12 protein-coding genes and 1 tRNA gene are annotated in these 12,905 nt (G+C 73.4%); 9 read left to right on the top strand and 4 right to left on the bottom strand.

Annotated features, from left to right (window positions below; translation table 11 throughout):
• Nucleotides 1–76: 76 nt before the first annotated feature.
• The gene (locus JQN84_RS23525; RefSeq protein ID WP_204960679.1) at nt 77–1,276 is read right to left on the bottom strand and encodes a hypothetical protein; all 1,200 of its coding nucleotides are present in this window, start codon (nt 1,274–1,276) and stop codon (nt 77–79) included.
• Between the two features lie 358 nt (nt 1,277–1,634).
• On the opposite strand from JQN84_RS23525, the gene JQN84_RS23530 reads away from it, so the two are divergent.
• Both JQN84_RS23530 and JQN84_RS23535 read left to right on the top strand, forming a co-directional pair.
• Nucleotides 1,635–2,885: a D-alanyl-D-alanine carboxypeptidase family protein gene (locus tag JQN84_RS23530; RefSeq protein ID WP_204960680.1), complete on the top strand. Its 1,251-nt coding sequence runs from the start codon at nt 1,635–1,637 to the stop codon at nt 2,883–2,885.
• A 143-nt stretch (nt 2,886–3,028) separates the two neighbouring features.
• A complete protein-coding gene (locus JQN84_RS23535; protein WP_307821408.1) occupies nt 3,029–3,808 on the top strand; it encodes a peptidylprolyl isomerase in 780 nt (259 codons plus the stop codon).
• Nucleotides 3,809–3,939: 131 nt separating this feature from the next.
• Here the strand turns inward: JQN84_RS23535 and JQN84_RS23540 are convergent, their stop codons facing one another.
• On the bottom strand, nt 3,940–4,161 hold the full coding sequence (locus JQN84_RS23540; RefSeq protein WP_204960681.1) for a hypothetical protein: 222 nt from the start codon (nt 4,159–4,161) through the stop codon (nt 3,940–3,942).
• A gap of 158 nt (nt 4,162–4,319) precedes the next feature.
• Here JQN84_RS23540 and JQN84_RS23545 point away from each other — a divergent pair, with 158 nt between their 5' ends.
• From JQN84_RS23545 to JQN84_RS23555, 3 genes are all read left to right on the top strand, one after another.
• Complete coding sequence (locus JQN84_RS23545; RefSeq protein WP_307821409.1) at nt 4,320–5,552, top strand: D-alanyl-D-alanine carboxypeptidase family protein; 1,233 nt, start codon at nt 4,320–4,322, stop codon at nt 5,550–5,552.
• Nucleotides 5,549–6,391: a M15 family metallopeptidase gene (locus tag JQN84_RS23550; protein ID WP_307821410.1), complete on the top strand. Its 843-nt coding sequence runs from the start codon at nt 5,549–5,551 to the stop codon at nt 6,389–6,391. Before JQN84_RS23545 ends, JQN84_RS23550 begins: the two co-directional genes overlap by 4 nt.
• 139 nt (nt 6,392–6,530) lie before the next feature.
• A complete protein-coding gene (locus tag JQN84_RS23555) occupies nt 6,531–7,037 on the top strand; it encodes a DinB family protein (RefSeq protein ID WP_204960682.1) in 507 nt (168 codons plus the stop codon).
• Nucleotides 7,038–7,069: 32 nt separating this feature from the next.
• Here JQN84_RS23555 and JQN84_RS23560 read toward each other — a convergent pair whose 3' ends face one another.
• Nucleotides 7,070–7,840, bottom strand: coding sequence for an alpha/beta hydrolase (locus JQN84_RS23560; protein ID WP_204960683.1), 771 nt, complete (start codon nt 7,838–7,840; stop codon nt 7,070–7,072).
• Between the two features lie 73 nt (nt 7,841–7,913).
• Here JQN84_RS23560 and JQN84_RS23565 point away from each other — a divergent pair, with 73 nt between their 5' ends.
• The 3 genes from JQN84_RS23565 to JQN84_RS23575 all read left to right on the top strand — a co-directional run bounded on the left by JQN84_RS23565 (nt 7,914) and on the right by JQN84_RS23575 (nt 10,068).
• Nucleotides 7,914–8,486 carry a hypothetical protein gene (locus JQN84_RS23565; RefSeq protein WP_204960684.1) on the top strand — a complete coding sequence of 191 codons (573 nt, stop codon included), beginning with the start codon at nt 7,914–7,916 and terminating at the stop codon, nt 8,484–8,486.
• Between the two features lie 285 nt (nt 8,487–8,771).
• Nucleotides 8,772–8,844 (top strand) — tRNA-Trp (locus tag JQN84_RS23570).
• A 24-nt stretch (nt 8,845–8,868) separates the two neighbouring features.
• Nucleotides 8,869–10,068, top strand: a complete 1,200-nt coding sequence (locus tag JQN84_RS23575) for an RtcB family protein (protein ID WP_204960685.1) — start codon at nt 8,869–8,871, stop codon at nt 10,066–10,068.
• 268 nt (nt 10,069–10,336) lie between these two features.
• Here the strand turns inward: JQN84_RS23575 and JQN84_RS23580 are convergent, their stop codons facing one another.
• Complete coding sequence (locus JQN84_RS23580; RefSeq protein ID WP_204960686.1) at nt 10,337–11,224, bottom strand: trypsin-like serine peptidase; 888 nt, start codon at nt 11,222–11,224, stop codon at nt 10,337–10,339.
• Nucleotides 11,225–11,724: 500 nt separating this feature from the next.
• On the opposite strand from JQN84_RS23580, the gene JQN84_RS23585 reads away from it, so the two are divergent.
• Nucleotides 11,725–12,903 carry a MalY/PatB family protein gene (locus JQN84_RS23585; protein ID WP_204960687.1) on the top strand — a complete coding sequence of 393 codons (1,179 nt, stop codon included), beginning with the start codon at nt 11,725–11,727 and terminating at the stop codon, nt 12,901–12,903.
• Nucleotides 12,904–12,905: the final 2 nt, after the last annotated feature.

Here is a 12,905-nt window from a genome sequence, read left to right on the forward strand (position 1 = left end):
TCAACCCCGCTGCGCAGGCCGTGCACAGCCGGACGGCCCGGCGGAATCATCCGCCGGGCCGTCGGTGCGCGAAGGGTCAGTTCAGGCCGCAGGCGGCGAAGCTGTCGAGGTTGGGGCGCTGTGCGCCGACGCGGTTGAAGGCGATCTCGATGCGGTCGAGGGCGGCCTGGCGCTTGTCCTTCAGTGGGCCGAGGATGGCGTTGTTGATGAAGTTCGCGCCGCCCTGGGGGTTGGCGGCCTGCTGGGCGAGGCGGGCGTTGGCCTCGTTGATCTGCTTGTCGAGGTTGGCCAGTTCGGCCTGGACGTTCGCGGCGGCCTGGGCCGGCACGGCGGGGATCTGCGGCGTCGGACAGTTCACCGTCCGGGCGGCACCGGCGTTGCCGTTGCCCGCATTGCCGTTGCCCGCATTCCCGTTCCCGGCGTTGCCGTTGCCCGCGTTGCCGTTCCCGGCACCGGCGTTGCCGTTGCCGGCGTTGCCCGCACCCGCGCCGTTGAGCCCGCAGGCGGCGAAGCTGTCGAGGTTGGGGCGCTGTGCGCCGACGCGGTTGAAGGCGATCTCGATGCGGTCGAGGGCGGCCTGGCGCTTGTCCTTCAGCGGGCCGAGGATGGCGTTGTTGATGAAGTTCGCGCCGCCCTGGGGGTTGGCGGCCTGCTGGGCGAGGCGGGCGTTGGCCTCGTTGATCTGCTTGTCGAGGTTGGCCAGTTCGGCCTGGACGTTCGCGGCGGCCTGGGCCGGCACGGCGGGGATCTGCGGCGTCGGGCAGTTCACCGTCTGGGCGGCGGCAGTGGTGTTGTTCCCGCCGGTGGCGGCGTTGCCGGCCTTGACCGAGCTGTTCAGCGCGCTGGCCACACCCGGAGCGTTCAGGCCGCAGGTGGCCAGGGCGTCCAGGTTGGGCCGCTGGGCGCCGGCCCGGTTGAAGTTGATCTCGATGCGGTCCAGCACCGCGACCCGCTTGCTCTTCAACGGGCCGAGGATCGCGTTGTTGATGAAGTTCGCGCCGCCCTGCGGGTTGGCCGCCTGCTGCGCCAACCGCTCGTTCTGCCTGGCGATCTCCTCGTCCAGGTTGGCCAGTTCCCGCTCCACCCCGGCCGCGGCCGACGCGGGGATCGCCGGCAGCTTGTCCCGTACCGTCGGGCAGTTGACGGTCTGCGCGGCGGTGCTGCCGGTGTTCTCGCCGGCGGAGGCGAGTTGCAGACCGCCACCCAGGAGCAGCACCGCCAGGGCGCCCACTCCGCCGAGCTTGAGGACGGCATTCTTCCGCATTGGCCTGGCCATGTACCTCTCCTCTGATCTCCGGCGGGTCGTCGACGGCATCGCGTCCGTTGGCCCGACGGTGGCTGGGGTCAAGGCGGACCGGATGTCCGACGCCCGGCACTGGCGTCCACCCCGATCCGTCCTTGCGGCGATGGATACGGGGACCGGTCGAAGATCGTTCAAGAATTCCGGTGAGCTTCTGATAGCTCTGCGTAGCTGATGAAGAAATCCCAGCTCAAGGGGGCTGGGAGCGGTTCCGGGGCGACCCCGGGAAGCCGATTCCGGCTACCTGGGGTGATCGCATGGTCATCGAAGGTCAGGTCCGGGCGGCCCGCGCCCCCTGGGGAACCCGGTTCCCGCCTCGGTAGGGTGCCTCACCATGAGAGCCCGGGTCCTGGCCGCCGGTGTCGCGGCCGTACTCCTCACCGGTGTGCCGGCCGTCCCCGCCGCCGCGGGGGCCACGGCCCGCGCCGGGTCGGCCGCCGCCGTCGTGCCGTGCCCGAAAACGCCGACGCCGAAGGTGACCCGACCGCCCCGGCCCACCCCGCCCCCGGCGGTGCCCGAGCAGCAGCGGGTGGGCGGCGAGGCGCTGGCCACCCCCGGGCTGACCGTGCCGCCGGGGGTGCCCGCGCCGCCGCCGGTCACCGCGACGTCCTGGCTCGTCGCCGACCTGGACACCGGGGCGGTGCTCGGCGGCTGCGGCCCGCACGAGTACGGCACCCCGGCCAGCGTGCAGAAGCTGCTGCTGGCCGCCACCATGCTGCCGAAGCTGAACCCGAAGCAGGTGGCCACGGTCACCCGTGCCGACCTGGACATCGAGCCGGGCAGTTCCGCCGTCGGCCTGCTCGACGGCGGTCGCTACCCGGTCGAGACCGCCTGGCTCGGCCTGCTGCTCCAGTCCGGCAACGACGCGGCGAACCTGCTGGCCCGCCTCGGCGCGGGCAGCGCCGCCGCCGGGGTGCGCGAGATGAACGCCGAGGCACGCCGGCTCGGGGCGTGGCAGACCCACGCGGTGACCCCGTCCGGGCTGGACGGGCCCGGCCAGTTCACCAGCGCCTACGACCTGGCGCTGATCGCCCGGGTCTGCTTCGCCGACCCCACCTTCCGCCGGTACGCCCTGACCGAACGGACCCAGATCCCGGCCCAGCCGGCGCTGCGCAAACCCGGCTTCCAGATCCAGAACGAGAACCAGCTGATCTACCGGTACCCGGGGGCGCTGGGCGGGAAGACCGGCTACACCGACCTCGCCCGGCACACCTACGTCGGGGCCGCCGAGCGCGGTGGTCGACGACTCGTGGTGACCCTGCTCGGTGCGGAGGCCCGCCCGGTACGCGGCTGGGAACAGGGGGCGCGGCTGCTCGACTGGGGCTTCGGCCTGCCCCGGGACACCTCGGTGGGGCGGCTGGTCGAACCCGGCGAGCCGATCGCCACCAGCCCGTCGGCGACGCCGTCCGCCCGGGTGGCCGCCGTACCGGCCGCCTCCCGGCCGACGCCCGGCGCGCCGCAGTGGCTCGGCGGGGCGGTGGTCGGTGGGGCGGCCGGGCTGGTCGGCCTGCTGGCCGTCCTGCTCGCGGTCGGCCGTCGGCGGCGCTCCCGCCGCCGGGTCCGGCGGCGGGTCGCCTGGGACTGACGGGGACCGCCTGCGCCGGGGGTACCTCCGGTCACGCCGCGCCGGGACCGGCCGGCGTCGACAACCGGTGGCAGCCTCCATAGACTCCGGTCGTTCCGGTACCCGCCGTCTCTCCGGTATCACGAGTCCCAGGAGGACCATCAGTGTCGAGTGAACCCCGACCGTCCGCCGCCGGGTCGCGCCCCCACGGCCGGCTGGCCCGCCTCGTCGGGGCGGCCCTGGCCTCGGCCGCGCTGGTCGTCGCCGGTGGCACCGCCGCCGTCGCCGCGCCCGCCGACGGGCCGGCCGCCGCCCGGACCACGAAGGGGCCGTGCGCGTACACGTCCACGCCCGACGAGCCGCCGGCCCGGCCGGTGCCGCTGCCGCCGGACCCGCGCCGGACGCCCGACCAGGGCACGGTCCGGGTCACCCTGCGCACCAGCCAGGGACCGATCGGGCTGACCCTGGACCGCGAGCAGGCCCCGTGCACCGTGCAGAGCTTCCTGCACCTGGCGAAGCACCGGTTCTACGACTGGACGCCCTGCCACCGGCTGACCGCCTACCCGACGTTGCAGGTGCTCCAGTGCGGCGACCCGTCCGGCACCGGTGAGGGCGGGCCGGGCTACCGCTACCGCGACGAGCTGCCCACCGACCTGCCGCCCGCGCCGACCGACCCCACCGGGGTGCGCCGGCTCTACGCCCGGGGCACGCTCGCCATGGCCAACGCCGGCCCGGACACCAACGGCAGCCAGTTCTTCCTGGTCCAGTCGGACTCGGCGCTGCGCCCCAACTACACCGTGTTCGGCAGCATCGACGCGGCCGGGCTGAAGACCCTGGACAAGATCGCCGCCGGTGGCATCGCGCCCACGCCTGAGGACCCGGCGCCGGTGGACGGTGCCCCGGCCCTGCCGGTGCAGATCCACCGCGCGATCCGGGGCCACTGAGCCGCGCGATCCGGCCGCGGGTCGCTGAGCCCCGCGACCCGAGGCCGTCGGGCAAGGCCGGCCGGCCCGTCGACGGGCCGGCCGGGTAGTACCCCGCCGGGCGGGGGCGGTCACCCGCCCCCGCCCGATGGTCAGCTCTGTTCGCCTGCCGCCCGGGCCCGGTCGGCGTCCGCGCCGACCGGCACGCCGTCGCCGTCGCGGGTGGCGTCGGACAGGTCCACGTCCGCGCCGGCCCGGGCGGCGTCGGCGCGGGCGTCGTCCGCACCCACCACGGGACGGGTGTCGACGTCGTCGACGTCGACCAGGTCACCACCGGCCGCGAGGCCGATCGGGGCGTAACGGGGGTCGGTCATGGTCTCCTCCTTCACCGGGGTCTACCCTCCGCTACCCCCATCCACCCCCGTCGACACCTCCCGTCGGCCGGCGGCATGCTAGCGGCCGGTCCGCACCCACCGGGTGGGATTCGCCGGATCGCCGGACCGGCGGGGCGGGCGTCACTACCTTCGTCAGCGTGAGAGTTCGGGGACGTACCGCCGCCGTCATCGCCGCCCTGCTGCTGTCGCCGGTCGTCGCGCCCGCCGGTGCGGCGGACGCCGCCGGGGCGGTCACCACCGGCCCGTGCGCGCCGGTGCCGGCGGTGTCCCGGCCACCCCGACCGGTCCCACCCCACACCGACCCCGCCACCCGCGCGGTCGGCGGCCCCGCCCTGGCCACCACGGGGCAGGTCCGACCGGCCGGGACATCCCGGCCGCCCGCCGTGCCGGCCACCTCCTGGCTGGTCGCCGACCTGGACAGCGGCGACGTGCTCGGCGGCTGCGGCCCGCACGAGTACGGCACCCCGGCCAGTGTGCAGAAGCTGCTGCTCGCCGCGACCGTGCTGCCGAAGCTCGACCCCCGCCAGACGGTCACCCTTACCCCCGGCGACCTCGACATCGAGCCGGGCAGTTCCGCCGTGGGCTTCGCCGAGGGCGGCCGGTACCGGATCGAGACCCTCTGGTTGGGTCTGCTGCTCAAATCCGGCAACGAGGCGGCCAACGCGCTGGCCCGCCTCGGCGGCGGCCCCGACGGGCTGCCCGGTGGGCTACGGGCGATGAACGAGCACGCCCGGCAGCTCGGCGCGTTGCAGACCCACGCGGTGACCGCGTCCGGGCTGGACGGGCCGGGCCAGTTCACCAGCGCCTACGACCTGGCGCTGATCGCCCGCGCCTGCTTCGCCGACGCCACCTTCCGCCGCTACGACACCACCCGGGAAACGATGATCCCCGCCCAGCCGGCGCTCGGCGAGAAGGCGTTCCCGATCGAGAACGACAACCAGCTGCTCTACCGCTACCCGGGAGCACTGGGTGGCAAGACCGGCTACACCGACCTGGCCCGGCACACCTACGTCGGGGCCGCCGAGCGCAACGGCCGGCGGCTGGTGGTCACCCTGCTCGGCGCGGAGGTGCTCGACAAACGGGGCTGGGAACAGGGCGCGGCCCTGCTCGACTGGGGGTTCGGGGTGCCCCGGGGCGCGGCGGTCGGCCGGCTGGTCAACCCGGGCGAGCTGACCGCCGGCCCGTCCGCGTCCGCCACCGCCACCCCGCCCGCACTGGCCGCCGCCGGGGGACCGGGCCGGCTCGCCCCGGGCGGTCACCCCTGGTCGCGTCCGCTGCTCGCGGTCTCCCTGGCCGCCGTGGTGGCCGGGCTCGCCGGGCTGTTGCTCGCCCTGCGCCACCGACCCCACCACGGACGCCGACAGCGGTGAGAGCCGGCGCGGACCACGCCCGGTGGCTGCCGCTGCGGTTGCTGCTCGCGGTGGTGGTGCTGGCGACGGCGGGCTGTGGCCGGCCGCCGCAGCCCGCGCCGGTGCCGGGCCTCGCCGTGCCCACCCCGAGCGGGCCGCGCGCCCCCGTCGACGTGGTGCTGCTGTCCGAGGTCGACCCGAGCATCGTCGTCGACATCCGCTACGCCGGTCCGCACAACTTCGTCGGCCGCCCGGTGGACGGCTACGACGAGCCGCTGTGCCTGCTCACCCGGCCCGCCGCCGAGGCGCTGCGCCGGGTGCAGGACGCCGCCCGCGCCCAACGGCTGAGCCTGCGGGTGTACGACTGCTACCGGCCGCAGCGCGCCGCCGACGAGTTCGTCCGCTGGGCGAAGGACCCCGCCGCGCAGCAGACGAAGGCGGAGTTCTATCCCCGGGTGGCCAAGTCGAGGCTGTTCGCCGACGGCTACCTGGGCGCGCCCACCGCGCACAGCCGGGGCAGCACCCTCGACCTGACCCTGGAGCCCCGCCCGGCCCCGCCCCGCGCCTCGTACGCCCCGGGTCAGCCGCTGGTGGCCTGCACCGACCCGGCCGACCGGCGGTTCGCCGACGGCAGCCTCGACATGGGCACCGGATTCGACTGCTTCGACCCGCTGGCGCACACCGCCGACACCCGGGTCACCGGTGCTGCCCGGACCAACCGGCAGCTGCTGGAACGCCTGATGACGCAGGAGGGTTTCGTCAACTACGACCGGGAGTGGTGGCACTACCGGTACGCCGACGAGCCCTACCCCGACACCTACTTCGACTTCCCGGTGGCCCGCGCGTCCCTGCCCCGCTGACCGGCCCGGTCGCCGCCTCCGGGGCGGTCCACCGCCGGCCGGTGAAACTCCGGTGGGTCGGCGGCAGCGGACCGCTAGGCTGCCCGACGGCTCCCGGCCGGCCCACCCCGGGCGGCCCCGTCCCCGGAGGACCTTCGACATGACCACCGAACGGATCGGCCCGCCGCTGCGCGCGGGGGAACGGGAGACGCTGCGTGCCTTCCTCGACTTCCACCGGGCCACCCTCGCGATGAAGTGCGAGGGGCTGACCGACGACGAGTTGCGCCAGCGGGCGGTGCCGACGTCCGACCTGACCCTGCTCGGCCTGCTGCGGCACCTCGCCGAGGTGGAGCGTGCCTGGTTCCGGCGGGTGATCGACGCGCAGGACGTCCCGCTGCTCTGGTCGGCGGACGGCGACTACCAGCAGGCGTACGACCCGAGCGGGTCGACCGGGGCGGAGGCGTTCGCGGCGTGGCAGCGGGAGGTGGAGCACTCCCGGCGGATCGAGCGGGCGGCGGCCTCGCTCGACGTCACCGGCCACCAGGCGCGTTGGGGCGAGGACGTGTCGCTGCGCCTGGTGATGCTGCACATGATGCACGAGTACGCCCGGCACAACGGCCACGCCGACCTGCTGCGGGAGGCCGTCGACGGCAGCGTGGGCGTCTGACCCGCCGACCCGGCCGTGCCCGCCCCGGCCGCTCAGCCGGCGGCCGGCCGGGTACGCAGCGGCAGCCAGGCCAGCACGTCGCGGATCGTGGCGTCCCAGTACGGCCAGTCGTGGTCGCCGGGGGAGAAGTCCACGGTCACCGGCACGCCCCGGTCCCGGGCGGCGGCGACGAAGCGCACGTTGTCGTCGTAGAGGAAGTCCTCGGTGCCGCAGGCGACGTAGAGCGGGGGAGTGTCGGGCCCGGCCCGGCCGACCAGCGCCACGGTGTCGTCGTCGGGGCCGGCGGTCGGGGCGTCGCCCCAGACGGTGTGCCAGACGTCCGGGTCGAGCGGACGGTCCGGGGCGTGCCGGCGGTGGGCGACGTTGAGCGCCCCGGACAGGCTGGCCGCGGCGGCGAACCGTTCCGGCTGCCGCAGCGCCCACTTCACCGCGCCGTAGCCGCCCATCGACAGCCCGGCGACGAAGGTGTCCTCCCGGCGGTCGGAGAGCCGGAAGAACGACCGGCAGACCCGGGGCAGTTCGTCGGTGAGGAACGTCCAGTACCGGTTGCCGTGCTTCTCGTCGGCATAGAAGCTGCGTCCCGCCTGGGGCATCACCACGGCCAGACCCAGGGCCGACACGTAGCGTTCGATGGAGGTCTGACGGGTCCAGGCGGTGTCGTCGTCGCTGAGCCCGTGCAGCAGGTAGAGCACCGGCGGGTCGGCGTCAACCGGCTCGGCCGGGTCGGGTTGCGGCAGGATCACCGTCATCGACGTGCTCATGCCCAGCGCCTCGGAGTCGAAGTCGCACCGCATCAATGCCATGTCCATGGACCGTACCGTGTGACGGCCGGAGCGGACACGCCTGCGCCGCCGGGGGAAACCCTAGGCTGTCGCCATGTCCGCCGACGATGCCGTGATCGACCTGGACGCGCACCGGCACGAATCCGCCGGGCCGACCACCGGCCCCGCCCGGCACACCGTCCGACCCCGGATCATCCTCGGTCTGGTGGCCGCCTTCGCGGCCGGTGCCGTGCTGGGCGGTTGGGGCGTCGACCGGGCACAGGAGGCACGCGCCCGACAGGAGCGGGACGCGGCGGTCGCGCTGGTGGCCATTCCCGCCGGAACGGAGGGCGGCGGCACGAACTCCGACGGCCGGGCCCGGATCGAGGGGTCGCTGGCCGTGGTCAACGCCGGGCCGGCCCTGGTCACGGTCCGGTCGGTCCGGGCGGAGAGTCCCACCGTGCTCGTCCGGGATCTCGGCCGGACCTGGCTGATCCGGCCCGGCGGCACCGGCTGGATCGGCGTGGTGGTGCTGTTCCAGTGCGGGGAGGCACCCGCAGCGGAGCCGCTGCCGGTCCGGTTCTCCGTGCAGACCGCCGACGGGCAGGTCAGGGAGGCCCGCTACCCGGTCGCCATCGTGGGCAGCACCTGGCTCGACGTGCTGTCCACCATGTGCGAGCCCCGATAGCCGGACCGTCAGGGGCCGGATATCCGTTTGCGGCGGTGCGGGCATCCGCCTAGGTTCGACGTCGACGCCAACACCGACCAACCGGGGAGCACACCGTGTCGCCGTACCTCAGCACATTGACCACGCGGTTCACGCCGCGCGGCGGCGTGCTGTTGCCAGCCGGCGAACAGGCCCGGGGGTGTCGGTGGCGATCGGGGTGGCGGCGCGGATAGCGCCAGCGCGACGTGCGCAGCCGCCCACCCCACCAGGGGACCGGGCGGCTTTTTCGATCCCCGACACCCGCCGAGGGGTGTAGCTCAACGGGTAGAGCACCGGATTCCAAACCCGACGGTCGCAGGTTCGAATCCTGTCACCCCTGCTCCCACGAACGAGGAGAACGACCATGGCATTCACCCCGCTGCCGGGCACCAAGGCGCCGGTACGGGTCTGGACCGACCCGTACGGCATCGAGCCGCAGGCCGCGCAGCAGTTGCGCAACATCGGCGCGCTGCCCTGGGTGCAGGGCGTCGCCGTGATGCCGGACGTGCACTTCGGCAAGGGCGCCACGGTCGGCTCGGTGATCGCGATGCGGCAGGCCGTCTCGCCGGCCGCCGTCGGGGTGGACATCGGCTGCGGGATGAGCGCGGTACGGACCTCGCTCACCGCCGCCGACCTGCCCGACGACCTCGCGCCGCTGCGGTCGGCGATCGAGGCGGTGGTGCCGGTCGGCTTCGCCAAGCGGGACGACCCGGTCGACCCGCGTCGGGTCCGGGGTCTGGAGCAGCGCGGCTGGGACGACTTCTGGGCCCGGTTCGCCACCCTGGACCGCCGGGTGGCGCAGCTGGAGAGCCGGGCCCGGCACCAGCTCGGCACCCTCGGCGGTGGCAACCACTTCATCGAGGTCTGCGTCGAGCAGGACGGCCCGGACGCCGGTCAGGTCTGGTTGATGCTGCACTCCGGTTCCCGCAACATCGGCAAGGAGCTGGCCGAGCGGCACATCGGGGTGGCCCGTGCCCTGCCGCACAACGCCGACCTGCCCGACCGGGACCTGGCGGTGTTCCTCGCCGGCACCCCGGAGATGGACGCCTACCGGCGGGACCTGTGGTGGGCGCAGGAGTACGCGCGGCGCAACCGGGCGGTCATGCTGGCCCTGCTCTGCGGCGTGGTGCGGGACGCCTTCCCGCAGGTCAGCTACGGGGAGCCGATCTCCTGCCACCACAACTACGTGGCCGAGGAGCAGTACGACGGGGTGGACGTGCTGGTGACCCGCAAGGGGGCGATCCGGGCCGGCCGGGGGGACCTGGGCATCATCCCGGGGTCGATGGGCACCGGGTCGTACATCGTGCGGGGCCGGGGGAACCCGGACGCGTACTGCTCGGCGTCGCACGGGGCCGGCCGGCGGATGTCGCGGGCGCAGGCGAAGCGGACGTACGACACGGCCGACCTGGTGCGGCAGACCGCCGGGGTGGAGTGCCGCAAGGACGCCGGGGTGGTCGACGAGATCCCCGGCGCGTACAAGGACATCACCGCGGTGATGGCGCAGCAGGACGACCTGGTCGAGGTGGTGGCCCACCTCAAGCAGGTGGTCTGTGTGAAGGGTTAGACCGGTCGACGCCCCCGGGTCATTTGCGTCGTCGGGTTTATGCTGGTCACTGCGGCGATGAGGTCGTGTCAAGGTGTTGTGCAGGGTGGCGAGGACAGCAGGTCCGGTGCCGGTACGGGCTTGATGAAGGTTCTCACGAAAAGTGACGCCCCGACACGCCGCGGGCCTTCTCCAATGGCGACAAGTCGCTCGGTCATCTGCCATTGGAGAAGGCCCGCTCGGGTCAAGGGTGTAATACCGGAACAAGATATCTGTCGACGGACACCGGTCAGTGAGTGGCGGTGAAGTTGTACAGATCCGACGCGGTGTCGTCGAAATAGGGCGACCACCACAAGGTCGGTGCCGCGTACGAGTTGAGTGTGCTGTTGACCCCGTTGAGGTAGCCCCAGTTCCCATCCCAGTTGATCAACCACGGGCCGCCGCTGGCACCTGCGGTCAGGTCGCAGTTGATGCGGATCCGCGCCCCGGACTGGGTCGAGTTGCCGCTGCACCTCAACAGGTTGCCGCCGTCGAACGGCGCGTCGCTCGGGTAGCCGAAGTTGTTGATGCCGACCGCGAAGCCCTGCTGCGTACGGAAGCCGTGGCCCCCGAACTGGTTGACGATGTGGACGCCGTTCCGGGTGTTCATGATGGCCACGGCCATGTCGGCCTCCCAGTTGGAGCTGTCGATCCAACTGCTCCAGGTCCACAGCTCGCGGGCCGTCCAGGTGCCGTGCGGCCGGGGGTCGGCTAGGTCATCGTCGTACGCCGGGACGAACGACCAGTTGGTGGCGAGACTGCTGCCGGGGCCGCCGTGGATGCAGTGGCCAGCCGTCCACACGGTATTGAAGCCAACCGAGTTGATGACCGCGCCGGAGCAGACCCACGATCCGCCGTCCATGTTGAAGAAGACCTTGCCGTTGGACCGGGCGGTCGGGTGGTTGGAGCCGAGGTTCGGGTTGATGACCTGCGTGGACATGCCCGGGGTACCCATCAGGCCCGCCACCGGAGGCACATCCACCGGTGCGGACCGGTTCGTCGGCGCGGCGGACGAGGTCCCTCCACTCTGGGCAAAACGCCGTGCGGCGGCCTTGTACGAGGGAGACTCCTCGACGGGCCTGGCATTGCGCATCCGCTCGGGCGTCCAGTACGCCTCGATCGCCGCGTCGGCAGTCACCTGCGCGCCGTACCGCTGCCTGCCGGCCGCCCACGCCTCGGCGCTGACGGTCGTGCCCACCTGACGGATGCTGTCACCGTCGGCGTGCGGAGCCGCCTGCGCCGGCTGGCCGACGGTCAGCAGCGGCAGGGCCAGAGCCAGAGCCAGGGCGGGGTGCCTTCGGCGCCGACCAACGAATGTTCCTGCTCTCATCGAAAATCCCTCTTCTCGGGCCGCATGACATACCGGGGATTTCCCCGGTCGATTTCGATATTCGGTCCTCTGCGGCTGGTCATGCGGCCATTCTGGACCGGGTCAAACATCGTTGGAGTGCCGCTGTCGAGAAAAAGACAGACGTATGTCGATCAGTGCGATCCAAAATTGCCGATCAGTCGTCGTTGTCGTGGCTCCGCCCGGCGGGCCCGATGCCAACGAGCCCAGGTTCGAATCCTGGTCGGGGCACTCCCCGCCTCCTGTCACCGCGCGGGCGCGATGGCAGGGGGCGGAATAGCCTTCATGCCATGAGTGGTACGCATCAGGGCTCCCGGGACCAGGCGAATCCCCTGCGCCAGCTTCGGCTGGACCAGCTGCGGCGACGGACGAGCGTCAAGTGGCGGGAGTACCCGGAGGACGTGCTGCCGCTCTGGGTGGCGGAGATGGACGTGCCGCTCGCCGAGCCGGTCGCGCGGGCGATCACCGACGCCGTCGCGCTCGGCGACACCGGCTACACCGCCGGCACGGCGTACCCGGAGGCACTGGCGGAGTTCGCCCGGCGTCGCTGGGGCTGGGACGGGCTGGCCGTGGAGCGGACCGCGCTGGTGCCCGACGTGATGCACGGCGTGGTCGAGGCGTTGCGGCTGCTGACCGGGCCCGGTGACGCGGTGGTCGTCAACTGCCCGGTCTACCCACCGTTCTACGGTTTCGTCGGGTACGCCGGCCGCCGGATCGTGGAGGCACCGCTCGGCGACGACCTGCGGATCGACCTCGGCACCCTGGACGAGGCGTTCCGGGTGGCCCGCTCCGGCGGGCGGCCGGCGGCGTACCTGCTCTGCAACCCGCACAACCCGACCGGCGTCCTGCACACCGCCGACGAGTTGACCGCCGTCGCCGCGCTGGCCGGGCGGTACGGCGTGCGGGTGGTCGCCGACGAGATCCACGCCCCGCTGGTCGGCGCGGGAGCACGCTTCGTGCCGTACCTCTCGGTGCCCGGCGCGGAGCACGGCCTGTCGCTGATGTCCGCCTCCAAGGGGTGGAACCTGGCCGGTCTGCGGGGTGGGCTGCTCGTCGCCGGTCCGGCCGCCGCCGGGGACCTCGCCCGGGTTCCCTTCGAGGTCAGCGTCGGCACCAGCCACCTCGGGGTGATCGCCCACACCGCCGCGTTCCGGGACGGGGGTGACTGGCTCGACGCCCTGCTGACCGGCCTGGACGACAACCGTCGGTTCCTCGCCGCGCTGCTCGCCGAGCACCTGCCGGCCGTCCGGTACCGACCCGGCCAGGCCACCTACCTCGCCTGGCTCGACTGTCGGGGGCTGGGCCTCGGCGACGATCCCGCCGCCGTCTTCCTCGACCGGGGCCGGGTGGCGCTCAACTCCGGCCTGGACTTCGGCACCGGCGGCGCCGGTCACGTCCGGCTGAACCTGGCCACCTCCCCGGAGCTGCTCACCGAGGCGGTACGCCGGATGGCCACCGCCGTCACCTGAGC

The organism is Micromonospora humidisoli (genome assembly GCF_016900955.1).
Lineage (GTDB): Bacteria > Actinomycetota > Actinomycetes > Mycobacteriales > Micromonosporaceae > Micromonospora > Micromonospora wenchangensis.